Origin of the sequence: Candidatus Pantoea persica (assembly GCF_013753875.1) — a bacterium.
Classification (GTDB): Bacteria; Pseudomonadota; Gammaproteobacteria; order Enterobacterales; family Enterobacteriaceae; genus Pantoea; species Pantoea persica.
Genome location: NZ_SMDS01000001.1, coordinates 25,189 through 49,804, shown reverse-complemented (window position 1 = coordinate 49,804; position 24,616 = coordinate 25,189). Strand labels below are relative to the sequence as shown.

The window sequence follows — 24,616 nt, the reverse complement described above, 5'->3', positions numbered from 1 at the left end:
CTTCAGCAGCGGCACGGTAGCGTTCAGCTAAGGCGCCTGTCCGTTAAGGGCGCTGCTGCTCCAGCATCACTTTTCCCAGAATGCTTTCCGCTTCGAGAATACACAGCCTGCGCGCCAGCGATAAAAACTGGCGGTCGCTGTGGGACAGCTTAATTAAATTCGGATGGAACGCGGGCTGACGGATGCAGAGTAGAAACAGCGACATTTTCAGGCTGTTCCACTTAAAGACGTTTTGATAATAGAAGGCAGAGCTTTCGCATTTTTTCAGATAAAGGTTCACGCCGTCAGATTCGCGCATCGCGAGCTGGCTCAGACACTGGGTGGTGAAAGTGCTGCCGCGCGGAACAGCCGGTTTGGTACGCGCAAAATCGGGACGACCTTTTATCTGCTTGTAATAATTCTCAGCGCTGATTTTGGTCAGCGGCATCATCAGCGTCAGCCAGTGGCTGATAAAGGGGTTGTCTGGCGGTGCGGCCATAAACCAGCTTTCAATCACGGGAAAACGCCTCTCCAGCGTGTTGGCGTCGATGTAGTAGCCCACCAGGTCGTAGCCGCTGCGCTGGTGCACCCAGCTAAAATCCCGATAGACCAGCGTTGTGCAGTCAACCCAGATGCCGCCATATCGCTTGAGCAGCGCCAGCCTGATCACATCGCACTTGTGCGCCAGCCCAATCGCCTGATGGTCAAAGTTGAGCATCGGAATATATTTTTCAGGATGTTACGATCGAGCAGAATAATTTCATGCTGACGATTTATCGCCTTCATCTTGTTATAAAACGCCATAATGGCTTCAGGTGGCGCGGGCGTATCCCAGTACATCCAGATCACTTTCGGAATGGCGCTTTTCCCCGCTTCATGCCGGGTGACAATATCGACCGCCTCTTTTCCTGCTCATCCGTATAGGAAAGAACGCTGAATTTGAACAGGTCCAGACGATAGAGCACATAGAGCGCCAGAAAGCGCACAACCCTTATCTGATAGTTAAGGCGGCCCATTTCAAAACCTCTGATTCATGGCCTTGCTGGTGTCAATAAAGGGAAAGCAGCAGAAAACGCGTCGCTGAAGTCCGGCATCAAAATAGAGGAAAGTCGGGCTGAAGCGTGAAATTTACCGATCTGTGACGGCGGTTCGCAATCCCTGGCGCGGCAAATCAGAGTTTAGCCAGACGGATCGATAAGCTGGCCTGAACGGGCCGCGATATTGTTGAAAAAGCTTCTCATTCTCTAACGCGATTTGCTGGGATGGCCCGCTACGGTGATCAATCAGGATGATGCAATGGATAACAGAGTGAAATGGGGTGGGGCGGCACTGCTGGCACTGAGCGTCGCGCTGATGCCGGCCGCGCGGGTGAATGCCAGACCGCGCATGGAGCCGCTGGGCGACAATATCGCCGATCGCGGTTCCGCCTTTTACCGCTTCGCCACCTGCACATTTACCTCCGCTGACGGCCTGCGCCACTATAAGGTCTGGATCGGCGTGCCGAGGCAGGCCGCGCCCGCTGCATGTTTTCCCGTGCTCTATCTGCTGGACGGCAACGCGGCGATGGCGCGCCTGAGCGAGCGGCGGCTGCAGCAGCTGACGACCGGCACGCCGCTGGTGCTGGTGGCGGTGGGCTACGACACGCCGCTGCCGCTTGACATGCAGGCGCGCGTGCTCGATTACGCGCCCGCCAGGCGGCCAGCCCGGCGATGCGCGACGCGAACGCTATGCGGGCGGCGGCAGTCACGCTTTTCGCGCGCTGCTGCTTAGTCAAATCGTGCCCTGGGCGGAACAGCAGGCGGCGAGCGATTCGCAGCGCCGCGTGCTGTGGGGACACTCCTTCGGCGGCCTGTTCGTATTGGATACGCTGTACGACACTGCCTAGTTTAGCCACTACTTCAGCGCCACGCCGTCGCTCGGCTGCGGCATCAGCACATCGTTGTTGAACTGGTGTAGCAGGCGTCCGCGCAGGCGATCGAAGGGGAAAAACCTGGTGATGATCACCGGCGACGGGTAAAGCGATCGTCATCAGGCCGCAGAGATGGCGAGTCTGAACGCGGCCGATCGCCAGCTGGTCGCCACGCTGCGCGACAAGGGCGTCAGGGTGAGCGAGATCCGCTTTCCCGGCCAGACACACGGCCAGCTTCTGCCTTCCTCGCTGGACGCGACGCTTGAAGTTGTCGCCAGCTTTTAATCTTCCTTCTCACGCTAAGGATCGCCGCCATGACCACGCCAATTACTATCAGCCTGCTGCTGTTCCCTGACGTCACCCAGCTTGATCTGACGGGGCCTTTGAAGTTTTCGCCCGCACGCCTGACGTCGCCTGCCATCTGGTCTGGAAGGATGTGCAGCCGGTGCGATCCGACCGCGGCCTGATACTGTAGCCCACCCACAGCTTCAGCGACTGTCTGCCGCTTGACGTGATCTGTGTGCCCGGCGGGCCGGGCCAGATTGCGCTGATGTCGGATGAGGAGACGCTAAATTTCCTGCGATAGCAGGCGCAGCACGCACGCCTGATCGCGTCGGTCTGCACCGGTTCGCTGGTGTTAGGCGCGGCGGGGCTGCTGCAGGGCTATCGCGCCACCTCGCACTGGAGCTCCTGCGATCAGCTGGAGTTGCTGGGTGCGGAGCCGGTGGAGGCGCGCATGGTGCGCGACCGCAATCGCCTCACCGGCGCGGGCGTCACTTCCGGCATCGATTTCGCGCTGGCGCTGGTGGCGGAGCTGCGCGGCAGCGAGGTGGCGCAGGCGATCCAGCTACAGATGGAGTACGACCCGCAGCCGCCGTTCAACGCCGGTTCGCCGCAGTCGGCGTCGCCTGCGCAGGTCGAGGCGGCCCGCGCGCAGTAAGCTATTTCTCTAGCGAGGCTGCAGGCCGTCACGCGAAACAGTAATTAGGTTCAGGCGGCTAACGGCCTCGCTTTATTTAACCGCCATGCAGGATTTAGGGTTATTAATACGCACAGTTTCGATAGCGCGAATATAGCGCGCTGGCGTTGGATTTTTTCTGCTTAAAGAAGATAACTTACCACCTGAAACGTTAACCAGCCCACGGCGCTGGTGGCCGCAACGGCAAAAGCGACAAAAAATAAAATTTTGATAGCCAAGCTTTTTTATAAATGCAGCCCAAAATAAAAGGGATTAATAATGCCGGCGGCAGAATAAAAACAGCAGCAGTCTTACCAAAGGTAAGCCACAAAAATATGACCTGAGTCAGTAACAGTTTATTTAACTTATCGCACTATGCTCGCCCAATAATTTTGCTGCGATCTGATAGCCGTTTTTCTGTACGGGGTAATAAATGAATAATGACCGCAAGACTCTTCACCACGCCGCGTTAGCCGCGCGGCCGTGGTACCAGCTGACTGCCGAAGAGGCGTTTGCCTGGCTCGACAGTACGCCAGCAGGGCTGAGTCGCGAAGAAGAGGTGCAAACGCGCCTAGCGCAACACGGCCCTAACACGCTGCCGCAGAAAAAACCGCAGCCGGCGTGGCGCTGCTTTCTGGCACACTTTAACGGTATGCTGATCTATATCCTGCTGGCGGTGGCGGTCATTACCGCGCTGATGGGGCACTGGGTCGATACCTTTGTCATTCTCGGCGTTGCTGTCATCAATGCGTTTATCGGCTTTATTCCGGAAAGCAACGCCGAGAAGTCATTGCAAGGCATTCAGAATATGCTCTCGAACGAGGCGCTGGCGTTGCGCGACGGCGACGGTGCCGGGGGAGGAGCTGGTGGTCGGGGATATGGTCATACTGTGGTCTGGCAATCGCATTCCGGCAGATTTGCGTCTCTTTGACGTGCACAACCTGCGCGTGGAAGAGGTGATACTCACCCGCGAATCCACCTTAGTGTCGAAAAGCAGCGACGCGCTGACGGGAGAAAAAGCTCTGGGGGATTGCCTTAATCTCGCCTGTTCCGGCACCACCGTCAGCGCCGGCACGGTGTCGGGCGTGGTGATCGCCACCGGTCGCGATACCGAACTGGGTCAGATCAACACGATGATGAACCTGGTGGAAACGGCGAAAACGCCGCTGTTGGTGCAGATCGACAAGCCGGGCAAGGCGATCTTCGCGCTGATCTTGCTGATGATGGCGGGCCAGTTCATCTTCGGTTATCTGCTGCGCGATATTTCGCTGGGCGCGCTGTCGCTGTCGGTGATCAGCCTGGCGGTGGCCGCCGTGCCGGAGGGGCTGCCCGCCATTATCTCGATCATCTTGTCGCTGGGCGTGCAGTCAATGGCGTGCAAACACGCTATCATCCGCAAGCTGCCGACGGTGGAAACCCTCGGTGCGATGTCGGTGATCTGCTCGGATAAAACCGGCACGCTCACCATGAACGAGATGACGGTAAAAGCGGTGGTGCTGGCGGAGAGCCAGTGGCGCGTCTCCGGCAACAGCTATGAACCCAAAGGCACTATCCTGGCGGAAGCGTCGTGCAGCGGGCTTTGCGCGGCGCAGGATCCGGTAATGGCGCGCTTTCTCACCGCCGTCGATATCTGCAACGACAGCCAGCTGCAGCAGGATGCGGTTAGCCGCTGGCGCATTCTGGACGGCCCGACCGAAGGCGCGCTGAAGGTGCTGACGGCGAAGGGCTGCGTGGCGGCGCCGCAACTGACCCTCGCCAGCAAGCTGCCGTTCAATTCGCTCTACAAATATATGGCGGTGAGCGGTGAGCGGTGAGCGGCGAGAGCGAAGGGGAGGCCTGGGTGCTGATGACTGGCGCGCCGGATGTGCTGCTGTCGCTCTGCGCGCAGCAGCAGACCGCCAGCGGCGCGGAGCCGCTAGATCGCTCCTACAGGGATACCGCTATCACCCGTTACGCCAGCGAAGGGCTGTGCACCGTCGCGGCCGCCTGGAAGCGGGTGCCGCAGGCGGTGACCACGTTGGAGCCTGCGGATCTGCGTCAGGATATGGTGATGCTCGGCCTCGCCTGCATGATGGATCCGCCGCGTCCCGAAGCGGTGGCGGCGATCCGCAACTGCCAGCAGGCGGGGCATCCGCGTCAAGATGATCACCGGCGACCATAAGGAAACGGCAGCAACAGCGGCAAGGCGCTGATGGGCCAGGCACTGGAGCACATGGACGACGCGGCGCTCGGCGAGGCGGTGCGCCAGTATGATATTTTCGAGCGCACCAGCCCGCAGCATAAGCTGCGGCTGGTCAAGGCGCTGGCGGCCAGCGGCGAGGTGGTCGGCATGACCGGCGACGGGGTAAACGACGCGCCGGCGCTCAGGCAGGCCAGCGTCGGCATCGCGATGGGCATCAAGGGCGCCGAAGTCACCAAAGAGGCCGCAGATATGATCCTGGCGGACGATAACTTCGCCACTATCGCCGCGGTGGTGAAAGAGGGGCGGCGAGTTTACAACAATCTGAAAAAGACCATTCTGTTTATTATGCCGACCTGCTTCGCGCAGGGGATGCTGATCATCATTGCGATTTTAATGGGCAACCTGCTGCTGCTGACGCCGGTGCAGATCCTCTGGATGCTCTGATGAATATGGCTACCTCCGCCACGCTGCCGGACGCGCTGCCGATGTCGTCGTCAGGCGCCTGGAAAACTTGGCACTTTGCCTTTCACCTGGTGGCAGATCTGCCCGAGGCGCTGATCGCCGGCCGCGAAGCGCTCTACATCGACTGGTTTTTGAGCAGCAAAGCGGACAACCCGCAGGCATTCAGCGCGCAGAGCAGGCGGGAGTATGTGCGTATCCTGACGCGACCCGGCGCGCTACGCGCCGTGCTCGCCTGCTATCGCGCGGTGGGCGAATCCGCAGCGCAGAACCAGGCCAGCCTGCGGCGGGGCGGGCTGGCGATGCCGCTGCTGGCGGTGAGCGCGGAGTGAGGCTCCATTGCCGATATGGCCGCGCCGCTGCGTCAATTTGCGCAGCAGGTCACCGGCGTGACGATAGCGCGCTGCGGGCATTTTGTTCCTGAAGAGCAGCCTGCCGTACTGGCCAGCCAGCTGCGCGCTTTATTTTGTTCAGTAACATAATTAGTCAATATGATGTGGCGTGCTGGATTATTAATAATCTTGCTGAACCGCCGCATTCTCGCACTATCCCTAAGGTCTTCTGAGTAGCTGTTTGAATTTAATCAGTTATCTCTGCCCGCCTGCGCGTTGCTTTCTGCTTTCTGCTGTGAATAAATAAAGCCTTGCAAACACAACATACTGGTCAGCGGCATTAACCGCTGCGACCACCGTCCGCTGACCGGGCTTTTGCAGGCACCAGATGACTGATGAAAAATTAACGCTGGCCAACGAAATTCGCGCCCGTGTGGAAGATCTCGAGGCGCAGCTGATCGTCATTCGGCGCGATATTCACGCCCATCCGGAACTGGGCTTCGACACGCTGCGCACGGCTGATATTGTCGCCGCTTGGCTGCGCACTAGGGACTGACGCTCGTAACGGGCGTAGGCCGAACCGGCGTGATGGTGGAATCGTCGGCGCGATGCTAGGTAAAACCGTGCTGCTGCGCGCTGATATGGACGCGCTGCCGATTCAGGAGCAAACCAGGCTGCCCTTCAGCAGCACCGTTCCCGGCAAAATGCACGCCTGCGGCCACGATTTGCACACCGCGACGCCGATGGCATCGACTGAGCCGTGACGCTGCACAACAAGCTAGATCTGGCGGCTGGCGAGGTAGCGCTGACGCGCGGCAGCAGCACCGCCTCGTTGATAATCTCGCCGGGGATCTGATCGCGGGCGGTAAACCGGTTTCGCCAGAGTGCGGCGCGAGGGAAACCGACAGCCCCTCGTCGATGTCGGCGGTGATCCCTTCTAGCTTGCCCGCAATCCAGGCGGTGCTGAGGCGGCTGTTTTCGCTGGTCAGCAGCGCAAAGCGGCCCGCCGACAGCACATAAAAGAGGTTGCCCGGCATCAGGCGCAGGCGCAACGGCAGCAGCGTCGCCAGATCGCGCAGCAAATTGCTGGCCGGTTCTACGCCGAGCGAGCGCGCCAGATCAAGACATTCGATGATCACCAGCCGCCGCGCAGCCTCATCTTCCGCCTGTTTCAGAAACTGCAGATCGCGAATCAGCCTGCGGTGATTGGCCAGTCCGGCCAGAATGTTCACGGTCGCCACCTGCTGGGCAGAAAAGGTGTGCGGCTCGGTATCGGTCAGGCAGAGGGTGCCGATCGCCACGCCGCTAGGATTGCTGAGCGGTATGTCGACGTAGAAGCGAATAAAGGGTGCGCCGACCACGAAAGGGTGGGTGACGAAGCGCGCATCGAGCCAGGTATCCGGGATAACCACTGGCGCGGCGCTTTCAACCACATAGCGGCAAACAGAGTCGCTGCGCGTCGATGCTCAAGCGCAAAGTGATGCGAAGCTTTTATATACTGATTTTTTTCATCCAGCACTGAGACAAAACCGGCGGGGATCCCTAAAACCTGGCTCGCCAGCAACACGAAATTTTTCAGCACCTGATCGCGTTCGGCTTCATAGGCTTTAAGTTGCTGTATTTCGTTGTCACCATGTTTACCGGAAACGTTATCCCACAGTTCGCGCATGTTTATTAGCCAGTCAGTATAAGGGAGCAGAGGACTCACCGGACTAGACGGGTACGGAAGCCATTTGGGATGGTCTACAATCGCATCAGAATACGCATTACGCATCACCTTATCATAACTATTTTCAACAAATAATAAAAGGCATTATTTTGCCTCTTTTTTCATCAGGAAAAGCATAAGTAACAGGCGCGCGGAATATTTCAACACGGCTAAACAAATAAAGGCGATTTTGCATCAAAAGTGCCACGCGGGAATGTTTTCCTTTTCTACACGCCAGCAGCGGTACGCTGCGCGTCTGGCCGCATTCCCGACAGACGAAACGCGCTGAGGCGGCGGCGTAGCGCACCTTTAAGGGACTTGCGTCACGCCGAAACGGAGGCGCTACTATGCAAAGTTATCTCTCTGACAGACGTAAAGATTAACGCGCTAACACATTTCACTACGTTTATTTGTGATCTGATGCAGGTCGCAGTGTTTTGATATTTCACGCGTCAAACAGACTGTTTTTTCCATGGAGATGATTAAAGCTGGTTTTGCCGAACACGATATTGATGTGATTTCTTGCGAACTACTGAAGTCGGAAGGTCACGAAGCGCGTCATCCGAGCTTCTGGCAGCGTCTTTTTGGTGAAACGGTGGATGAAGAACAGCGCGGCGTATATGAAGATGCCATCAATTCCGGCAGCATAGTACTGATGCTGCGTGCGAAAGAGGAACAGCTGCCGCGCGCCAACAGCATTCTGGATGCGCACGATACCGGCGACTTCCAGTCCACCTCCGCTAGCGCGGCCTGGGGCAGGATGATGGCTATACCGTCTCTACCACGCAGACCATCACTACCGGTCTGGTTTACGACGACGCACGCAGTCCGACCACGCCGGTACGAACTTCTTTAACTGGTGACGAAAGCGAAGAAGAGGTGCTGCGCCTGGTTGAAGAGCGTCTCGAAGTGGGCAAAAGTCTGGTGAGCGAATGTACCACGCGCGTGCGCCGCTATACCGTAACCGATCAGGTTTCAGAAGATATCTCTCTGCGTGAGCAGCACGCAGATATCTTCCACCGCTAGACCGGCGATCTGGCGGCAACCGTCGACATTGACTGGGATGAGAAAACCATTGAAGTCGCTGAGACGCACGAGCAGTCGGTGATTAACAAAACGGCGCATATCAAAGAAGATGTAGGGTATGTAAAGACCAGAGAGACCGCGTTGAGAATGTGACTGACTCTGTCCGTCGTCAGGAAGTGGATATCGAACACGCTAATGACGACAAGCTTGCGGTTGGCAGCGTACTGCCGGGCGATACCTCGGTTAAAACCGCAGGTGCAACGGCCACAACGGCTGGCACACTGGGCACGAACGGCGCTGACGATGACATAGTAGAACGAAGCGGTGCCGCAGCGGTAGATAAGAGGATGAAACCGACCTACTGCTGAAGCGTCGCTAAGGTTTCTCCCGCCCGGCAGCCTGTGCCGGGCTGAAGCGGGCGTCGCTGACGAGGCAGATTCGTCGCGGCGCCCGTTTTGTCTACAGCTTATTCGAATTTCCGAAAGCTGGATAAAAAAGCGTTAAAAGCGGCGTGGTAGGTGGTCTTGCTGAATACCAGAAAGGGGGGCAGGCGCCGCTGCGGCATAGTACACCCGCGGCACCCCAACAGGCAGTCAAGCTGCAGCAGGGAAGTTGGCGCATTTGCCCTGGTGTTGGCTTGCGGCCTACCTCCCCGACTGCAGGCAACAATTTATCGACATCGCTGCCGCAGCGAACAGTTTATTATATTGCCAAATGTTACCTGAAAAAGGTAGGTCTGGCTGAAAGCGTCGTTGGCAAACAAACCCGAAGATTATTATGTTGTTACTGAGCAGGTCGCAGCAGCAGGCGTTTATCCTTTGCCGGAACCATCTGCGCCTGTGCAGTCTCTTGTTATATCGCCGGGCAAGTGTGCAACCGCTTCAGCACGTGGTCTGCCTGTCCCTCAACGAAAGGAGATAAAATGTCACAGCGTCCCGATAGCGAACTGTTACCGGATGATGCAGAAACACCTGCTTACGAATATGAAAAAACTGCGCAGTAAGTCTGCGCAATTGCATTTGTAAGCGGTACGACAACATTAATGCGAAGGATTGTCGCCGCTCCTTCGCCGCTTTATCGCGGCACTATCCTCTGAAAACCTCCTGTCCTGACCCGCGCCTGTACGCCTGCGCTGCGCAAAAATAAAACGCGCCTCACGTAATGGCGACGCGCGAGTTACAACCGCTTGTCATCGGCAGCATCACGGGTAATGATTTTCCCGATTTTCAGGATTGTAACTGTTTATCAGGCAAAACCTAAACCCCCGCTTTCGGCCAGTGAGCGGCGGTTTAGTTTTTTTTGCCTGTCAGTCACTGCAAAAGGAATCGTGAAAAGGAGCGCTCATCATGAACGATCGGCAGCTGGCCCAGGAGATTCTCGCCGCCGTAGGAGGCAGCGAAAATGTGATTTCTGTTGTTCATTGTGCCACGCGCTTGCACTTTAAGCTAAATTTCCTGCACAATGCCGACACGCAGCACCTGATGCGTTATCCCAACATAATTACCATCGTCGAGAGCGGCGGTCAGTATCAGGTGGTTATCGGCAACCGGGTAAGGGAGGTTTTTCAGGCGCTTATTCTAGAGGGCTTGCTGGATGACGAGGCCCGAGAGCTACCCTCAGCGCCTGCGGAGAAGCAGCGCCTGCTCGACCGCTTTATCTATGTGGTGTCCGGCATCGTCACACCCTTCCTCGGCGTGATGGCCGCGTCAGGGATTTTGAAAGGCTTGCTGGCACTGGCGATAGCGCTGGGCGTGATGCAGGAAGCCAGCGGCGCGCTGTTTTACTTTTTTCCGGTGGTGCTGGGCTACTACGCCGGGAAAAAATTTGGCGGCAATCCCTTTCTTTGCATGTCCCTGGGCGCGGCGCTGATCCATCCCACTATGCTGGAGGCGTTCAGTCAGGAACAGCGCGGTGCAGCAAGCATCGACTTCTTCGGCATCCCCTTGATCATGATTAATTATGCCTCGTCGGTGATCCCCATCATCATGGCTTCGTGAGTCTCCTGCTTGCTGGAGCGACAGCTGAATGCGCGCCTACCTGATGCTATCCGCAACTTTACCACGCCGCTTATCTGCCTGAGCCTGGTGGTGCCACGGAGCTTTCTGCTGATTGGTCCGCTCGCCACCGGGCTGAGCCGACTGCTGGCCAACGGCTACCTCGGCGTCTACGGGCTGAGTCCGCTAGTGGCCGGGCTTTTCATCGGCGGCGTCTGGCAGGTGCTGGTGATTTTCGGGCTGCAATGGGGGCTGGTGCCGCTGAAGATCAATAACCTCAGCATCTACGGCGAGGACACCATGACGCCGCTGATGCTGGCCGCCGTAATGGGCCAGACAGGCGCTACGCTGGGGGTCAGTCGCGATCCGCGGCAAAAAGGCATCGCCGCTTCCGCCTTCAGCGCCTGCTGGTTCGGCATTACCGAGCCTGCAGTGTATGGCGTCACCTTGCCCAACCGGCGACCCTTTATCTTCGGCTGTATCGGCGGCGTGCTGGGCGCTGCGCTGATCGGCTTCAGCCAGAGCAAAGTTTACTCGTTCGGGCTGGCGAATATTTTTATCCTGTTCCAGGCGGTGCCGAAAAGCGGGATTGACGCCACCGTGCTGACCGCCTGCGCGGGCGCGCGGCTGGCGTTTTTGTTCGGCGCGGTGGCGACCTTTCTGGCAGGGCTACCTGCCGCGCCGGCCCGTCGGGCGGGCGCTTGCCTCGCCCAGCGCCGTCAGAGGAGGACGCCGCGATCGGCCTGCGGCGCAGCGGTCTCCGGTGGCAAATCAGGCCGGGCAGCTGGCCCGGTATCGTTGATAATTAAGGAGATAAAGATGACGCAACGTTTTCTAGACACATTCTTATGGGGCGGCGCGCTGGCCGCAAATCAGGCTGAGGGCGCCTGGCAGACGGCGGGGAAAGGCGTCTCCACTGCCGATCTTCAGCCAGACGGCATCTTCGGCAAGTGGGCGGAGCTCCAGCCCGGCGACGTCAGCATCAAAGACGTGGCGAGAGATTTTTATCACTGCTATCCCGAGGATATTAAGCTGTTCGCCGAGATAGGCTTTAGCCTGTTGCGCATCTCCATCACCTAGACGCGAATTTTCCCCAACGGCGACGAAGCCTCACCCTGCGAGGCGGGTCTTGCCTTTTACGATAGCCTGTTTGATGAGATGGCGAAGTACGAGATTGCGCCGATGGTGGCCCTTTCGCATTACGAGATGCCCTATCATCTGGTGAAAAACTATGGCGGCTGGGGCAATCGCCAGACGATCGCCTTTTCAAGCGCTACGCGCGCACGCTTTTTGCGCACTACAAAAACAAGGTGAAATACTGACTCACCTTTAATGAGATCGACATGTCGCTGCACGCACCCTTTACCGGCGTCGGTCTGCCTGAAGAGAGCAGCCAGCAGGCGATCCACCATCAGCTGGTGGCCAGCGCTCGCGCCGTCGCCGCCTGTCGCGAGCTGGCGCCGCTGCATAAAAACCGTGCGTGGCTGTTTTTCGGCGACGTGCAGGCGCGAGGCGCGTATCCCGCCTACATGGCGCGCTTCTTTCGCGAGGTGGCTATCGCGCTCGACATCAGCAAGCAGGACAGCGCCGATCTGCGCCACACCATCGATTTTGTCTCTTTTAGCTACTACATGACGGGCTGCACGACGGCCGATCCCGCGCCGGAACAGCGGCGCGGCAATATTCTCAATATGGTGCAGAATCCCTGGTTGCCCGCCTCAAAGTGGGGCTGGCAGATCGATCCGCTGGGGTTGCGTCTGCTGCTGAACGAACTCTATGACCGCTATCAGAAGCGGAAACGCAAAAAGAGCTTTTACTGGTATCAAAAGGTTATTCAGACCAACGGCGCATCGCTGAAATAAATTTTCTGAGGGCAGAATCTGTCCTCTTTTACATCACGCCTGTTTCACCTCTTATTTCCGGGGCGGTGTCTTCATTGCTGAAAACAGAGGGAACGAAAAATGAAACACTGTATTTACTACGCTATTTAAAAAAAACTTGTTACTAAAATTAATCTGTTAATTTATGCGCACAAAAATAAAAAACGCTTAGCCTGGCTGGGTAACACCGCGGCCACGTTGTTATTTATGTATTCGGCGGCGCTGGCGCAACAGTGGGACGGGCGTGCGCTGGGATTTATGCCACCGGATAAAGGCATAACCGGTGATATGGCGTGCGTGCGGCTCTAGCTGCAAGAAAGGGGCTTTCAGTACGATCTCGGCTATTTAAGCCTGGCGGCCTATAACTCAGGCGGCGGCGACAATCACGATTGCCATGCGGCCTATATCGACCAGTTCGCGCTGACCTTTACGCAGGATCTGGAGGCGCTGACGGCTATTCCCGACGCGAAGCTGGAAGGCAATATCGTCAACCGCAATCATGATGACAGCCTTACCAGCGGGCGACTGCAAGACAGCCGGGTTGCGTTGAATGATATGGTGCAGGAGAGCGCGGGACGCGGCTCTATCACGCGGCTGGGCTGATTCACCTTTAGCCGTAGTTTTGATCAGCGGCAGCTTCACTGCCGCATCGGCATGATCAACAAGGTGCAGGATTTCGATCAGATCATTCCCTGCGACTTTCAGCTGCTTTCGCAGTGCGGTGGCAAATCCGCCAATGCGATGAGCTGGTACAACTGGAACGTGCATACTTGGGTCACTACGCTGAAGTACCGACTGCGCGACCGCCTGACGCTGAAGGGCGGCATCATCGAGCAAAACCCGATGGCGCCCTTGCGCCGTCAGGCCAGGAACACCTCAACGCGAGGCAGCAAAGGCATACTGCTGCCGGTCGAGCTGGAGTGGAAAACCCATCTGCATGACCTGCCTGGCATCTATAACCTTGGCGTGCTGTTCAACAATGCCCGACAAAACGATCTCTACGTGGGCAAGACGCAGGCGCAGGGGGCCAGCGATCCGCAGGGCTAACGCGAGCATCGCCGTAGCTGGTTTTTATACGCCGGCTTTAATAGCAGCTCTCCCGCCATCAGGACAACGTCGCGCGCGGGCTAAGCCTCTCATGGAGCATGAGCCTCGCCGACCAGCGTACAAATCCGCTGCAGCTGGTGAACGCGCTGTCGTTACGCTATCAGGGGCCCTTTGACGCGCGCCCGGAAGATGGCGTAGGGCTGTGCTTTTCCTGGATTAAACTGAGCCGTAGCTATCGACACAACCAGGCGGCGCTTAATCAGGCGGAGGGCATCGACGACTACCGCGACCCGCGCCACCATCCCCAGCCTGACTTACAGTACTGGTACCGGCCTGGTGGCTTGAAAACGACGCAGGACGCCTGGGTGACGGGATTGAAAACCACCGTAACCTTTTGAGGCGCCATAACCGGCAGCCGCTGCCGGTTATGCACTCTCTCTAGCCCGTCAGGCGCTGCCGGGCGGTCAGGCTTCACCGCAATCTCTTATCTGCGCCACCGCTTCTTTTCTGATGCGCTCAATATGCAGGATAAGATACATGCGCTCTTCGGCACTTAAGTGGTAGCACCAGTTCTCGGCCAGATAGCGCTCGATTTTATCTACGCAGCCGCAGGCCTGCCCACAGCGGCTGCGCGCAATATCGTGCAGCGACGTATCGTCGCTGACCGCCGCGCTGTTGTTCAGCATGCGCAGCGCGAAAAACTTTAAATGGATCACGAAACGTGGATAGCTGGGCGCATCCGGCGGGTAGTCGATATTGAAATAGCCCCGAACGATCTCCAGCACCTGCTGCATCAAGGTGGTGATGCGCATAATATCGCTGAGGTCGCTGTGCAACTGCGCATTTAACAGATGCAGGGCGATGCTGTCCGCTTCATCCCGGGCAAGCCGAACGCCCAGCCGATTTTCGATAATATCTAGCGCCTGCAGGGCGACACTATATTTACGCGGATGCAGCAGCCTGGTTTCGCCGTTAAAAAGCGGAGGTAATGCGAGGCGCTGCTGGTGGCGCTGGAAGGCGAAATGAAAATGATCCAGCAGGGCAACGGCAAAGCTTTCGTGTAACGCGTCAGACAGCGCTTTTTCGCCAGCGCGATCACTAATTCGGTGGTGGTGAAGACCTCCAGCGGAATTTCCGCCAGCAGCTCGCTCAGCCGTTGCGACCAGGCGTTTTGTTGCAGGGAGAAGATCTTTTCAGTCGCCGCGGCATCGATGGCGTCGCCCACTTTTTTCTGAAAACCGAGTCCTTTTCCCATTAGCACCTGCTCTTTTTCCTAGGAATTATGAATAATCACGGTATTGTTATTAAGGATTTTAACTATTTTCATCGTCACGCCTGAAGAGGAGCTGAAATAAAAGCGTGCGCTATTTCATCGTAAAAGAGAAAAGCCCTACCTTAATTTGATACCGGGAAGGCTCAAGGCTATTCATAATAATGTGTGACGCGTCTAGTAAAATGGTAGACAAATAAAATCGGGGATTATTAGAAGCCGTAAAAGCGTGCGGTAACGCGTTTTATTCTGATAGCGTGCTGACGCAGTCGATACAGTCGATGCAACCACGTTGCCGTCATGACGCAGTGGCCGTTTTACGGCAAGAAGAACAGAACCATCGCGCCGCGCGCGTCACAAAGGTGCCGCCTGCGCGCCTCTGTACCCCACCTCGCAGGGCGTGTCCTGTGCATGCGGAAAAGGCCGTCAGGCCGGAATGCGTTTCGCCCACTCGCTGACATCGTCGCCGCTGCCGATGTCAGGCTGCTAGGCCCATCGATCATAAAAGTAGGGAAGACGTGGATGCCATTCTGGCGCGCATATTTACAGTGCCATTTGATGAGATTTTGCAGATCGGCGCGATCGAAGGGAGTGGTGGCGTCGATGCCGCTGTAGCGCTGCAGCCGCCCAATGATCTGCGCAGGCGTGGTCTGCATATTGTCGCCATGGCAGTGATCCTCAAACTCCTCACGGTGGTCAGCCACTGGCTTCAGCACCGCCTTCGCCGCCGCCTTGCCTGCCGGCAGCGTCGAGGCGGCGAGGATATAGCGCACGATTACCCCGGAATAGAGATGCCACGGCTATGACTGCAGACGAATTTTCAGGGTCATTTTATCCTCGCCGACCTGCGTCAGCAGGGCGTCGAATTTATTGAACGCGCGGACGGAAAACGGGCAGGTAGGTTCCAGAAAAACCTCGAAAACGTACGGCCCGTGTCCCCATACCAACGCGTCGGCCTGCAAAGTCGGTTCAGCCATTGTTGCTCCTGTTTAATAAAAAGATGGATGGAATTAGCCTGTGTGGGCGGTCGGTTAATCAGCTATAGAGTAAGGGAAAAAGGGAAGTCTGACTGCGCTTTTTAATGCGAAATAACTCACATTTTGAGAACGCTTCCACTGTGATCTATAGTTATTGCTAGGTTAACAGACTCTCATTTGCAGGCAGTCCGCTTGCAGGAGACAAAGGCAGTAGAATTCCGGAGCCGGAGAGCGCTAGAAGAGGTTGATTTTGCTTACTAATCTTTCCTGGAAAACGATCCACGACGTGATCCTCAAAACCATCGAAGAGATGCTGGATGAACAGCAGACGCTGAACGTCCCGTCGCTGCGCGCACGCCTGCGCGAGCTTGCCGAAAGCGAAACGGATGAAGTGATGGTGTTATGTTACTGGCAGGCGAGTAAAGTCCTGACGCGACTACCGCCCACCGTCACCGCCTCCCAGCTGATGACCGCAGCGCGCCATGCTTTTCGCACACCGCTTAACTGCGATCTGCTGTAAAAAAACTCTGGGCACATCGCGGTAAGCGCTCGCTGGCATTAACGTTTAAAGTAAAACGTTTACAGCTATTTACGCCGCACCCGTTACGCTGTGCCCCTTGCGTCGCCATCCATAAGGATTCTCTATGTCCCATTTTCGTCCGATGGCGCTTCAGCACGCCAGCTGCCTGCTTAATCACGGTCCTACTATCCTTATTACCAGCACGGATCCGCACAGCCAACGGCGTGACGTTATGGCCGCCGCCTGGTCAATGCCGGTCGAGTTTACGCCGCCGCGCGTCGCGATTGTTGTGGATAAATCGACCTGGACGCGCGAGCTGATCGAGTCGAGCGGCGCGTTCGGCGTCTGCGTGCCCGCCGCTGCCTTCGCCGATTTGATCTATGCTATGGGCAACACCACCGGGCGCGACATGGACAAGTTTGCGGCCTACCAGATTCAGGCCATCAGCGGCCCAGAGCTGGGCGTGCCGCTGCTGGAAGAGAGTTGCGTCGCCTGGCTGGAGTGTCGATTGCTGCCCGCGACGGAAGCGCAACAGCAGTATGACTCGTTGTTTGGCGAAGTGGTGGCGGCGGACAGCCTGCACACCCTGCATCGTCTTGGCGGTGGGGAATTTGTGAGGGTTGCGCAGAGCTTCAGCGCCTGCAAGCCTGAAGCATTCAAATAATAATTAGCGGGGAAAAAGCATGAAATTCAACAGCCACGCCGCCATGCAGGCGGGAGAAGCACTCCAGCCCTACGAATACGATCCCGGCCCGCTGGCGGCCGAAGATGTCGAAGTGGAAGTGGAAGTGGAAGTGGAAGTGGAAGTGGAAGTGGAAGTGGAATACTGCGGCGTTTGCCACTCCGACCTGTCGATGATCGACAACGAGTGGGGCGGCTCCATCTATCCTCTGATTGCCGGCCATGAGGTTATCGGCCGCGTTAAAGCGCTGGGCGACAGCGCGAAAAATAAAGGGCTGAGCATCGGCCAGCGCGTCGGCATTGGCTGGACCGCCAAAAGCTGCCAGCACTGCGACGCCTGCATTAATAACGGCGAGCAGGTCAACTGCTGCGTTAACAACGTCAGCACCATCAATAGGTTGGCGCGGTGATGAAGCCCTTTGAGGTGCCGGCATTTACCCTTATCCTCGGCGATCGTGCGGTGACCGGCTCCTCTACCGGATCGCCGGGCCAGCTGCGCTCGCTGCTGCGCCTGGCGTCGCGCGCGGATATCGCGCTGACGGTGGAGTACTTCCCAATGTCGAAGATCAACGATGTGCTCGAGCACCTGCGCGCTTTTTTTACATCAGTCCTTCCGACCGCATGGCAGCGATCTAGGCTGAAATCCACTACGCGGAACCAGCTCAGCACGTTGAACAGGTAGGCGTCGGCGATGGTGAAGTGATTCGTATAGAGACAGTGGTTCTCCCCCAGGGTTTCCGCCAGCCAGTCGAGGCGTTTCGTCAGCATTGTGGTGGCCGCCATTTTCCACTCCGGCGTCAGCGCTGGGTTGAAGAAGGCGCCGATGCCCTTGTGCAGTTCGGTCGAAATAAAGTTCATCCACTCCAGCCCGCATAGCGCGCTTCGCCGCTGGCGGCCAGCAGATTGCTTTCCGGCTTCAGGTCCGCTAGGTTCTGCGCGATAACCGCGCTTTCGGTCAGCACAGGACCGTTATCCAGCTGCAACGCAGGCACGTAGCCTTTACTGTTGATCGCCAGAAAATCATCGCCTTCGGCGGTGCGTTTCGTTTTCAGATCGACCGCCACCGAGGTATGCGGCAGGCCAGTTTCGTGCAGCACGATGTACGTGGCGAGCGAACAGGCGCCCGCTTTTTTTTTGTAGAAGAGTTTCATGTAGCGCTTATCCTTGGTTGGTTAAATCTCGCCGTAGTCTACGGCAGCGCCGCAGGCGGACGCCATTACGTTTTGTGCTAATGTACGGAAATACGGCGCTTTTTTTACCGCACGCGCGCCGTGGCGCGCCTGAAACAGGGGGCGAATTTCGGGCGATAGCCTAGACTTAAGGTTCGCCTGCGGCGCGCCGCAGAACGCTTAACCCGTCCGTTACCGGCGGGTATGCAGGATGCACTTACGGGAGAAACTATGCTGTGGTTCTGGAATGCTTTAATAGTGTTACTGACCGTTGTCGCGATGGAGATCACCGCTGCGCTGTCGCACAGATACATTATGCACGGCTGGGGCTGGGGCTGGCATCGGTCGCATCATGAGCCCCATTCCGGCTGGTTTGAGGTCAACGACCTCTACGCGGTGGTGTTTGTGCTGCTGGCGATTTTGCTGATCTATCTCGGCAGCAGCGGCGTCTGGCCGCTGCAGTGGATTGGCGCGGGGATGACGCTCTACGGCGTGCTGTATTTTATCGTGCACGACGGACTAGTGCACCAGCGCTGGCCGTTCAACTATATTCCGCGACGCGGCTACTTTAAACGGCTCTATATGGCGCACCGGATGCATCATGCGGTGCGCGGGCGGGAAGGGTGCGTCTCTTTTGGCTTCCTCTATGCGCCGCCGCTCGCTAAATTGCAGGCGACGCTGCGTCAGCGTCACGGCCGTCGTCCTGACGCGGACGCTGCCACAGATCGGTAGGACGCGGCGGCGAATCGGCCGCCCGAGACCTGACCGCCTGCGCCGCGCCAGCCGCCAGCAGCAGCAGCTTTTCCTGCTTGCTGGTGGACTGGCGACAGTCCCAGGCCGTCTCACCCGCGCGGTAGACCTTGATGCCGATGCGGCGATACACCTCTTTCGCCGTGGCGATGGCCCAGGCGGCGCGTAGCGGCAGACCGGCAAGACCGACCGAAGCGGAGGCGTAGTAAGGCTCCGCCTCGCTCACCAGACGGCGCGCCAGCCCCGCCAGCGCCGGGCGATGGGCGCGGTCGGCAAAGTGCAGCCGATCCAGCTCCGCCTCTTCCAGCCAGTTTTCCGGCAGATAGCAGCGTCCGACGCGCGCATCCTCAACGATATCGCGCGCAATATTGGTGAGCTGAAAAGCGATGCCGAGATCGCAGGCGCGATCCAGTGTCGCCTCGTCGCGTACCCCCATAATCTGCGCCATCATCAGCCCCACGACGCCCGCCACGTGATAGCAGTAGCGCAGCGTGTCCTGCAGGGTCTCATAGCGCGCGCTGCGCACGTCCATGGCGAAGCCTTCAAGATGATCGAAGGCGTAAGCGGGGGAGAGATTGTGGGCGATTGCCACCTCCTGAAAGGCGGCGAAGGCGGGCTCATGCATCTGGTTGCCCGCCAGCGCCTGACGGGTTTTCAGCGTCAGGCCCGCCAGCCGCTGCTGCGGTGTCTGCGCCGACGGCACCTCGCCGGGAAAGCCAAGCGCCTGATCGTCAATCACGTCGTCGCAGTGGCGACACCAGGCGTACAGCATCAGCACACTGCGGCGCGTTTTGGCGTCGAACAGCTTTGAGGCGGTGGCGAAGCTTTTCGAGCCGACCTCCATGGTTTCAATGGCGTGATGCAGCAGCGTCGGATTATTCATGCAGATCCTCCAGCATCAGGCTCGCGGTCGCCTTGGCAGAGCCGATTACGCCGGGAATGCCCGCGCCCGGATGCGTGCCCGCCCCCACCAGATAGAGGTTGCGGATATGGCTGTCGCGGTTGTGCGGGCGAAACCAGGCGCTCTGACGCAGAATCGGCTCAACCGAAAAGGCGGAGCCATGATAGGCGTTCAGCTCGTCGCGGAAGTCAAAGGGAGTAAACATGCGGTACGTCACCAGCTGGCTGTGCAGGCCCGGCATGTAGTGCTGCTCCAGATAGTCGAAAATACGGTCGCGCAGCCGCGGCCCCTCGATGCTCCAGTCCAGATCGGCGGTGCCGAGATGGGGTACGGGTGCCAACACGTAGTAGCTACCGAAGCCCAGCGGCGCCAGCGACGGATCGGTAACGCAGGGGGCGTGCAGGTAGAGGGAAAAATCTTCCGCCAGGCCGTCATGGTTGAAAATCTCATCAATCAGCTCGCGGTAGCGCGGGCCGAAGCAGACGGTATGATGCGCCAGCTGATCATGGTGGTGATTGAGGCCAAAGTAGAGCACGAACAGCGAGTTGCTCATGCGTTTACCCTTCATCTTGCTGGCCTGCGCCGCCGCGGCGGGATGCTGCGCCAGCAAATCGGCATAGGTGTGCACCACGTCGGCGTTGGAGGCGACGGCGCGCGTGGCAAACTGGCGGCCATCTTCAAGGTGCACGGCTGAAATTTCCTCGCCGTGCGCCTCAATATGGCTGACGCGCGCATTCAGCTCTAGCGTGCCGCCCAGCTCCTGAAACAGCTTCAGCATGCCCTGCACCAGCGCGCTGGTGCCGCCGCGCGGAAACCAGACGCCCCATTCGCGCTCCAGCGCGTGGATCAGCGTGTAGATTGACGAGGTGGCGAAGGGATTGCCGCCCACCAGCAGTGAGTGGAACGAAAAGGCCTGGCGCAGCTTCTCATCCTCGATAAAGCTCGCCACTTTGCTGTAGACGCTGCGCCACGCCTGCAGGCGTGCCAGCTGCGGCGCGGCGCGCAGCATATCGCGAAACGAGAGAAAGGGTACGGTGCCGAGCTTCAGATAGCCCTCGGCGAAAACCGCGCGCGAATAGTCGAGGAAGCGCTGATAACCCGCTATATCGCGCGGATTGAATTTGTGGATCTCCGCCTCCAGTCGCCCCTGGTCGTTGTCGTAGTCAAACACCTCGCCAGACTCCCAGCACAGCCGATAAAAGGGCGTAACCGGCAGCAGCTCGACATAGTCACGCATCGACTTGCCCGCCAGCGTAAACAGCTCTTCGATCGCGGTGGGATCGGTGATCACCGTCGGGCCGGCATCAAAGGTAAAGCCCTGATCCTGATAAACATAGGCGCGGCCGCCCGGTTTGTCGCGCTGCTCCAGCAGCCGCGTCGGGACGCCTGCCGCCTGCAGGCGAATCGCCAGCGCCAGTCCGCCAAATCCTGCGCCAATTACCGTGGTGTGCTTCATCGTGATGCTCTTCGTCCAGAAGGTTGAGTAAAAGCGGCCTGCAGGGCCGCCAGCAGCGGCACCGGCGGCTTGCCGCTAAGAATGCGCGCGCGGTCGGCCAGCGTCAGCCTGCCGGCATAAAAGCGGGCGATAAGCCCCTGCGGCAGCCCGTAAAAGCGCTGCATCACGCGCCAGCGCTGGTCGGCGTCGCCGGCCAGAAACAGCATACGGTTAAGAAGGCGGAAAAAGCCCTGACGCCGCCAGGCGTCCTGCGCAAAGCGGTGAATGCATGGCGCCAGCGTCTCGGGCGAAAAATCGCGGCGGGCGGCGAGTGCGTCCGCCAGCGAGGCTGCCAGCGACAGCGAATAGCCGGTGGTCGGATGGAATAGGCCGGCGCGCAGCCCGACGCAGCCTTGACGATGCTGCCAGAAGCGATTGAAATCGCCCGCCAGCGTAATCGGCAGCGCGCCGCGCTCTTCCCGTGCCAGGGTTTCCAGCATCCAGCCCTGACGGGTGGCGTAGTCGCAGATGTTCTGCCGCGCCTGCGCCGCAGAGAGCGACATGTTGTCGATATAGTGGGTGTCCTCGATCAGCAGGCGCGTCGGGGAGAGAGGCAGCGTATAGACAAAGCGATAGCCCTCCTGCTGATCCACCGTGGCGTCCATCAGGATCGGTCCGCTGAGGGCGTGCGGCTGGCTCAGCGTCCACTCTTGGCCGATGAATGCCTGAAAGCCGATCTGCAACGCCGCGTCGGGCTGATAGCCGCGGCCGTCGATCACGGCGCGCGCGCGCAGAATTTCGCCGCTGGCGAGCCGCACGTGATCTTCGCCGCAGCTGGCGATGGTCTGATTCAGGCGCATCACATCCTGCAGCTCCGCCCGAAGCACCTCGTCGAAGCGCGTCGAGGTAACGCACAGGTAGCCGCTGTCGAGCTGGCGCGTCAGCCGGGGAAAGCGCACCTCGTAGTGCGGCCAGCGGTGCGCCACCAGCGGCGCGATCCAGTAATGCTGCTGCGCGGTGAGATCCTCGGCGTGGAAGCACCAGGTGTGATTGCCGCCCGTGTGGGCTTCGGCGTCCAGCACCAGCAGCCGCAGCGCGGGCTGGCACTGCTTCAGCCGCAGCGCCAGCAGGCCGTTCGCCAGGCCGGCGCCGAGCAGCAGCAGATCATACTGCGATGTCATAGGACTTCTCCGCGCGCACTGGCTGACGCGTCAGCAGCGCGCGCTCGGTAATCTCCGCAGCGCGCTCGACGCCGCCGCAGTGGGCCAGCTGTGGCGGCAGCGCCGCCATGCAACGGTTGACCTCCTGCTCCTCCAGCAGATGACGCAGATGGCGCGTCAGCTGGTGGCTGGTGGCGAAGCGCGAATACCCAGGTGGTGCACTAGCCGCGCGGCAATGCCGGGCTGATTGAAGGCCAGCGGGATGGCGAGCAGCGGCGTGCCGCTGGCGATGGCGTCGAGCACGGTGTTGAGTCCGCCGTGGGTAATCGCCGCGCCGGCGCGTAGCAACTTGCGCGCCTGGAAATCGCTCAGGCCGCCGAAGTAGGCGATAAGCAGCTCGGCGTCCAGCTCGCGGCAGGCTTTCGCCAGCGTTTCGAACAGGTCGTAGCGCCCGCCCTGCAGCATGCCGGGCGAGGCAAAAATGCGCGGCCGACCGCTGTCGCCGAACAGCGGCGTCGCGGACGGCGCGGCGGCGGGCCGCAGCGTGAAAGTGCTCAGGCAGTGCGCGGCACGGAAAATCGAGCGGCTGCGGCAGCTGGCTGATCAGTGCCAGCGGCGACAGGCACTGATGCGGCTGACGTGGACCGGCGAGGCCGAAGGCTTCGGCATGGCGCGCCAGCACGCGGTCGTGGCGGCGCATCAGCCAATCGTAGATCTTCTCGCTGGAGGTATAGTGCTCACGCGCGGCGGCGTCGGTTCCCCATAAAAAGGGCATCACCGGCAGCGGGAAATGCGCTTCGCGGTTAATGGGCAGCGCGCAGGCGACAGAGACAAAGGGCAGTCTTAAGTCTTCCGCCACCAGTCCGCCGGCGGGTGTCATCTGATCGACGATAACCCCGTCGATGCCGAGCGACCGCAGCGCCAGCGGCAGTTGACGGCACAGCATATCGGTGCTGTCGGCCGTATCGCGGATCAGGCGCAGGATGCCCGGCTCGCCCGGATGCGCCGCCAGCTGAAGCGTATGGTCGAGCGCGCCCGCAGGATGCGTCGCCAGTCCGACCGCATGGAAGCCGATGCGAGGATCGTTCAGCAATGCGGCAACGTCCGTCTGCTGGACAAAGGTGATGCGGTGGCCGCGTGCTACTAGGGATTGCGCCAGCGCTTGCAGCGCGCGCACATGGCTGTAAAACGGCGGTGAAATCACGGCGAAATGGCTCATGCCGGATCTCCCGCGCGCTGCAGCGGCGCGAGGCGCAGCTGGCGTAGGTTGGCGCTGCCGGTGCAAAAACAAGCGACGCGCAGCTGCTCAATCAGCGTTTCAAAGTGGGCGATCACCGCGTCGGTGGAGTGCAGGGCGCTGGTCAGCACTGCCGCTGCCTGCCCGACGATATCGGCGCCGAGCCGCAGCGCTTTCGCCGCGTCAATGCCGTCGCGGATGCCGCCGGAGGCGATCAGCGGCATGGTGGGCAGCGCCGCGCGCACCGCGCACAGCGCCTCGTCTGTGGGAATGCCCCAGTCGGCGAAGGCCATCGCCACCGCGCGCTGCTGCGCGCTGCTGGCGCGTTCGCCCTCGACCGCCGCCCAGCTGGTGCCGCCCGCGCCGGCGATGTCAATCATGCTGATGCCCGCCTCGGCCAGCCGCTGCGCCACCTGAGGCGAGATGCCCGCGCCGACCTCTTTTATCACCACCGGCACCTTCAGCGTCGCCACCAGCTCGGCGATCGCCTGCATCACGCCGCGCCAGTCGCGATCGCCGCCGCGCTGCAGCGCCTCCTGCAAGGGATTGAGATGCACGATCAGCGCATCGGCCTCAATCATATTGACCGCGTCGACCGCGCGCTGACGGCCCTGCGCACCAAGGATCTGCGCCGCGCCGAGATTGGCGAGCAGCGGAATATCCGGCGCAATACGGCGTAGCTCGCGCGTCAGACCGAAGCTGTTCTCGCTCTCCAGCGCCACGCGCTGCGATCCGACGCCCAGCGCCAGCCCGAGCCGCTGTGCCGCTTCGGCGAGATGGTGATTGATGCTCAGGGCGCGCGCGGCGCCGCCGGTCATGGAGCTGACAAGAAAGGGGGCCTGCATGCTGCGGTTAAACAGCTGCGTGCGCAGGTCGATTTGATCTAGGTCCAGCTCCGGCAGCGCGCAGTGGGTAAAGCGCCAGCGGCCGAAGCTGCCTGCGGCGGCTGTGCCGCCCAGGACGATATCGAGGTGATCGTTTTTGCGTTTCGTCAGGTCCGTGTCCTGCATTGCTGCTCCCTATCGTCAGACGGAAAACGCGC

Annotated in this window: 21 protein-coding genes and 12 pseudogenes; 19 read left to right on the top strand and 14 right to left on the bottom strand. The window is 59.4% G+C overall.

The features are described 5' to 3' along the window. Positions 1 to 43 precede the first annotated feature (43 nt). Positions 44 to 697, bottom strand: coding sequence for a capsular polysaccharide synthesis protein (locus tag EIO60_RS00360; protein WP_258575568.1), 654 nt, complete (start codon positions 695 to 697; stop codon positions 44 to 46). A 127-nt stretch (positions 698 to 824) separates the two neighbouring features. Beyond that, on the bottom strand, positions 825 to 995 hold the full coding sequence (locus EIO60_RS00355; protein WP_258575567.1) for a hypothetical protein: 171 nt from the start codon (positions 993 to 995) through the stop codon (positions 825 to 827). Between the two features lie 280 nt (positions 996 to 1,275). Between EIO60_RS00355 and EIO60_RS00350 the strand changes: the two genes are divergently transcribed. The 8 genes and pseudogenes from EIO60_RS00350 to EIO60_RS15975 form a co-directional block, all read left to right on the top strand. Continuing rightward, positions 1,276 to 1,749 (top strand): alpha/beta hydrolase, encoded by a 474-nt coding sequence (locus tag EIO60_RS00350; protein WP_258575566.1) that lies wholly within the window; start codon positions 1,276 to 1,278, stop codon positions 1,747 to 1,749. Then, entirely contained in the window at positions 1,658 to 1,864 is a 207-nt protein-coding gene (locus EIO60_RS16325) for an alpha/beta hydrolase-fold protein (protein ID WP_374058072.1), read from the top strand. The genes EIO60_RS00350 and EIO60_RS16325 overlap by 92 nt, the downstream gene beginning before the upstream one ends. Positions 1,865 to 2,020: 156 nt before the next feature. Continuing rightward, positions 2,021 to 2,173 (top strand): hypothetical protein, encoded by a 153-nt coding sequence (locus EIO60_RS00345; RefSeq protein WP_258575565.1) that lies wholly within the window; start codon positions 2,021 to 2,023, stop codon positions 2,171 to 2,173. A 29-nt stretch (positions 2,174 to 2,202) separates the two neighbouring features. Beyond that, positions 2,203 to 2,825, top strand: a pseudogene (locus EIO60_RS00340) (DJ-1/PfpI family protein); the annotation flags it as partial. Positions 2,826 to 3,279: 454 nt separating this feature from the next. After that, a pseudogene (locus tag EIO60_RS00335) lies at positions 3,280 to 5,498 on the top strand (HAD-IC family P-type ATPase); the annotation flags it as partial. Next, a complete protein-coding gene (locus EIO60_RS17040; protein WP_258575603.1) occupies positions 5,472 to 5,819 on the top strand; it encodes a hypothetical protein in 348 nt (115 codons plus the stop codon). The pseudogene EIO60_RS00335 and the gene EIO60_RS17040, both read left to right, overlap by 27 nt. A gap of 15 nt (positions 5,820 to 5,834) precedes the next feature. Continuing rightward, positions 5,835 to 5,969 carry a hypothetical protein gene (locus EIO60_RS00325; RefSeq protein ID WP_258575564.1) on the top strand — a complete coding sequence of 45 codons (135 nt, stop codon included), beginning with the start codon at positions 5,835 to 5,837 and terminating at the stop codon, positions 5,967 to 5,969. A gap of 238 nt (positions 5,970 to 6,207) precedes the next feature. Next, a pseudogene (locus tag EIO60_RS15975) lies at positions 6,208 to 6,651 on the top strand (M20/M25/M40 family metallo-hydrolase); the annotation flags it as partial. Between the two features lie 388 nt (positions 6,652 to 7,039). On the opposite strand, the pseudogene EIO60_RS00310 reads toward EIO60_RS15975, so the two are convergent. Together EIO60_RS00310 and EIO60_RS00305 are read right to left on the bottom strand one after the other, a co-directional pair. Next, positions 7,040 to 7,255: pseudogene (locus EIO60_RS00310) on the bottom strand (GAF domain-containing protein); the annotation flags it as partial. Between the two features lie 357 nt (positions 7,256 to 7,612). Next, entirely contained in the window at positions 7,613 to 7,834 is a 222-nt protein-coding gene (locus EIO60_RS00305; RefSeq protein WP_258575562.1) for a hypothetical protein, read from the bottom strand. Positions 7,835 to 7,999: 165 nt separating this feature from the next. Here EIO60_RS00305 and EIO60_RS00300 point away from each other — a divergent pair, with 165 nt between their 5' ends. The 7 genes and pseudogenes from EIO60_RS00300 to EIO60_RS00270 all read left to right on the top strand — a co-directional run bounded on the left by EIO60_RS00300 (position 8,000) and on the right by EIO60_RS00270 (position 13,872). After that, complete coding sequence (locus EIO60_RS00300) at positions 8,000 to 8,383, top strand: hypothetical protein (protein WP_258575561.1); 384 nt, start codon at positions 8,000 to 8,002, stop codon at positions 8,381 to 8,383. A gap of 23 nt (positions 8,384 to 8,406) precedes the next feature. Continuing rightward, complete coding sequence (locus EIO60_RS00295; protein ID WP_258575560.1) at positions 8,407 to 8,553, top strand: DUF2382 domain-containing protein; 147 nt, start codon at positions 8,407 to 8,409, stop codon at positions 8,551 to 8,553. A 149-nt stretch (positions 8,554 to 8,702) separates the two neighbouring features. Beyond that, complete coding sequence (locus tag EIO60_RS00290) at positions 8,703 to 8,921, top strand: hypothetical protein (RefSeq protein ID WP_258575559.1); 219 nt, start codon at positions 8,703 to 8,705, stop codon at positions 8,919 to 8,921. A gap of 978 nt (positions 8,922 to 9,899) precedes the next feature. Next, the gene (locus EIO60_RS15970) at positions 9,900 to 10,550 is read left to right on the top strand and encodes a PTS transporter subunit EIIB (protein ID WP_309484661.1); all 651 of its coding nucleotides are present in this window, start codon (positions 9,900 to 9,902) and stop codon (positions 10,548 to 10,550) included. Positions 10,551 to 10,559: 9 nt separating this feature from the next. After that, a pseudogene (locus EIO60_RS15965) lies at positions 10,560 to 11,024 on the top strand (PTS transporter subunit EIIC); the annotation flags it as partial. A gap of 342 nt (positions 11,025 to 11,366) precedes the next feature. Then, a pseudogene (locus EIO60_RS15960) lies at positions 11,367 to 12,340 on the top strand (family 1 glycosylhydrolase); the annotation flags it as partial. A 294-nt stretch (positions 12,341 to 12,634) separates the two neighbouring features. Then, positions 12,635 to 13,872, top strand: a pseudogene (locus EIO60_RS00270) (carbohydrate porin). A 66-nt stretch (positions 13,873 to 13,938) separates the two neighbouring features. On the opposite strand, the gene EIO60_RS00265 reads toward EIO60_RS00270, so the two are convergent. The 3 genes and pseudogenes from EIO60_RS00265 to EIO60_RS00255 all read right to left on the bottom strand — a co-directional run bounded on the left by EIO60_RS00265 (position 13,939) and on the right by EIO60_RS00255 (position 15,721). Then, positions 13,939 to 14,310: a PRD domain-containing protein gene (locus tag EIO60_RS00265; protein WP_258575558.1), complete on the bottom strand. Its 372-nt coding sequence runs from the start codon at positions 14,308 to 14,310 to the stop codon at positions 13,939 to 13,941. 63 nt (positions 14,311 to 14,373) lie between these two features. Then, positions 14,374 to 14,511, bottom strand: a pseudogene (locus EIO60_RS00260) (transcription antiterminator LicT); the annotation flags it as partial. Between the two features lie 659 nt (positions 14,512 to 15,170). Then, a pseudogene (locus EIO60_RS00255) lies at positions 15,171 to 15,721 on the bottom strand (DsbA family protein). 250 nt (positions 15,722 to 15,971) lie between these two features. Between EIO60_RS00255 and EIO60_RS00250 the strand changes: the two are divergent. The 3 genes and pseudogenes from EIO60_RS00250 (at position 15,972) to EIO60_RS00240 (ending at position 17,604) form a co-directional block, all read left to right on the top strand. Further along, entirely contained in the window at positions 15,972 to 16,241 is a 270-nt protein-coding gene (locus tag EIO60_RS00250; protein WP_258575557.1) for a hypothetical protein, read from the top strand. A 124-nt stretch (positions 16,242 to 16,365) separates the two neighbouring features. Next, complete coding sequence (locus tag EIO60_RS00245; protein ID WP_258575556.1) at positions 16,366 to 16,905, top strand: flavin reductase family protein; 540 nt, start codon at positions 16,366 to 16,368, stop codon at positions 16,903 to 16,905. 19 nt (positions 16,906 to 16,924) lie between these two features. Further along, positions 16,925 to 17,604 (top strand): annotated as a pseudogene (locus EIO60_RS00240) (alcohol dehydrogenase catalytic domain-containing protein). Between the two features lie 8 nt (positions 17,605 to 17,612). On the opposite strand, the pseudogene EIO60_RS16320 reads toward EIO60_RS00240, so the two are convergent. Next, a pseudogene (locus EIO60_RS16320) lies at positions 17,613 to 17,780 on the bottom strand (glutathione transferase GstA); the annotation flags it as partial. Further along, positions 17,777 to 18,073 (bottom strand): glutathione S-transferase N-terminal domain-containing protein, encoded by a 297-nt coding sequence (locus tag EIO60_RS00230; RefSeq protein WP_258575555.1) that lies wholly within the window; start codon positions 18,071 to 18,073, stop codon positions 17,777 to 17,779. The gene EIO60_RS00230 and the pseudogene EIO60_RS16320, both read right to left, overlap by 4 nt. Before the next feature lie 249 nt (positions 18,074 to 18,322). Between EIO60_RS00230 and EIO60_RS00225 the strand changes: the two genes are divergently transcribed. After that, positions 18,323 to 18,823, top strand: coding sequence for a sterol desaturase family protein (locus EIO60_RS00225; RefSeq protein ID WP_258575554.1), 501 nt, complete (start codon positions 18,323 to 18,325; stop codon positions 18,821 to 18,823). On the opposite strand, the gene crtB is transcribed toward EIO60_RS00225, so the two are convergent. The 5 genes and pseudogenes from crtB to fni all read right to left on the bottom strand — a co-directional run bounded on the left by crtB (position 18,753) and on the right by fni (position 24,584). Next, positions 18,753 to 19,724: a 15-cis-phytoene synthase CrtB gene (gene crtB / locus EIO60_RS00220; RefSeq protein WP_258575553.1), complete on the bottom strand. Its 972-nt coding sequence runs from the start codon at positions 19,722 to 19,724 to the stop codon at positions 18,753 to 18,755. The genes EIO60_RS00225 and crtB overlap by 71 nt on opposite strands. After that, on the bottom strand, positions 19,717 to 21,198 hold the full coding sequence (locus EIO60_RS00215; protein WP_258575552.1) for a phytoene desaturase: 1,482 nt from the start codon (positions 21,196 to 21,198) through the stop codon (positions 19,717 to 19,719). The genes crtB and EIO60_RS00215 overlap by 8 nt, the downstream gene beginning before the upstream one ends. Beyond that, positions 21,195 to 22,358 (bottom strand): lycopene beta-cyclase CrtY, encoded by a 1,164-nt coding sequence (gene crtY, locus EIO60_RS00210; protein WP_258575551.1) that lies wholly within the window; start codon positions 22,356 to 22,358, stop codon positions 21,195 to 21,197. The genes EIO60_RS00215 and crtY overlap by 4 nt, the downstream gene beginning before the upstream one ends. Beyond that, positions 22,342 to 23,556: pseudogene (locus tag EIO60_RS00205) on the bottom strand (glycosyltransferase). Before EIO60_RS00205 ends, crtY begins: the two are co-directional and overlap by 17 nt. Then, a complete protein-coding gene (fni, locus tag EIO60_RS00200) occupies positions 23,553 to 24,584 on the bottom strand; it encodes a type 2 isopentenyl-diphosphate Delta-isomerase (RefSeq protein WP_258575550.1) in 1,032 nt (343 codons plus the stop codon). The pseudogene EIO60_RS00205 and the gene fni overlap by 4 nt, the downstream one beginning before the upstream one ends. Positions 24,585 to 24,616: the final 32 nt, after the last annotated feature.

Excerpts from the sequence above, each read along its gene's own strand:
- EIO60_RS15970 (WP_309484661.1), top strand. The coding sequence starts at position 9,900 with ATGAACGATCGGCAGCTGGCCCAGGAGATTCTCGCCGCCGTAGGAGGC.
- EIO60_RS00350 (WP_258575566.1), top strand. The coding sequence starts at position 1,276 with ATGGATAACAGAGTGAAATGGGGTGGGGCGGCACTGCTGGCACTGAGC.
- EIO60_RS00325 (WP_258575564.1), top strand. The coding sequence starts at position 5,835 with ATGGCCGCGCCGCTGCGTCAATTTGCGCAGCAGGTCACCGGCGTGACG.
- crtY (WP_258575551.1), bottom strand. The coding sequence starts at position 22,358 with ATGACATCGCAGTATGATCTGCTGCTGCTCGGCGCCGGCCTGGCGAAC.
- EIO60_RS00355 (WP_258575567.1), bottom strand. The coding sequence starts at position 995 with ATGGGCCGCCTTAACTATCAGATAAGGGTTGTGCGCTTTCTGGCGCTC.
- EIO60_RS17040 (WP_258575603.1), top strand. The coding sequence starts at position 5,472 with ATGAATATGGCTACCTCCGCCACGCTGCCGGACGCGCTGCCGATGTCG.
- EIO60_RS00360 (WP_258575568.1), bottom strand. The coding sequence starts at position 697 with ATGCTCAACTTTGACCATCAGGCGATTGGGCTGGCGCACAAGTGCGAT.
- EIO60_RS00300 (WP_258575561.1), top strand. The coding sequence starts at position 8,000 with ATGGAGATGATTAAAGCTGGTTTTGCCGAACACGATATTGATGTGATT.
- EIO60_RS00345 (WP_258575565.1), top strand. The coding sequence starts at position 2,021 with ATGGCGAGTCTGAACGCGGCCGATCGCCAGCTGGTCGCCACGCTGCGC.
- EIO60_RS00215 (WP_258575552.1), bottom strand. The coding sequence starts at position 21,198 with ATGAAGCACACCACGGTAATTGGCGCAGGATTTGGCGGACTGGCGCTG.
- EIO60_RS00225 (WP_258575554.1), top strand. The coding sequence starts at position 18,323 with ATGCTGTGGTTCTGGAATGCTTTAATAGTGTTACTGACCGTTGTCGCG.
- fni (WP_258575550.1), bottom strand. The coding sequence starts at position 24,584 with ATGCAGGACACGGACCTGACGAAACGCAAAAACGATCACCTCGATATC.
- EIO60_RS00245 (WP_258575556.1), top strand. The coding sequence starts at position 16,366 with ATGTCCCATTTTCGTCCGATGGCGCTTCAGCACGCCAGCTGCCTGCTT.
- crtB (WP_258575553.1), bottom strand. The coding sequence starts at position 19,724 with ATGAATAATCCGACGCTGCTGCATCACGCCATTGAAACCATGGAGGTC.
- EIO60_RS00230 (WP_258575555.1), bottom strand. The coding sequence starts at position 18,073 with ATGAAACTCTTCTACAAAAAAAAAGCGGGCGCCTGTTCGCTCGCCACG.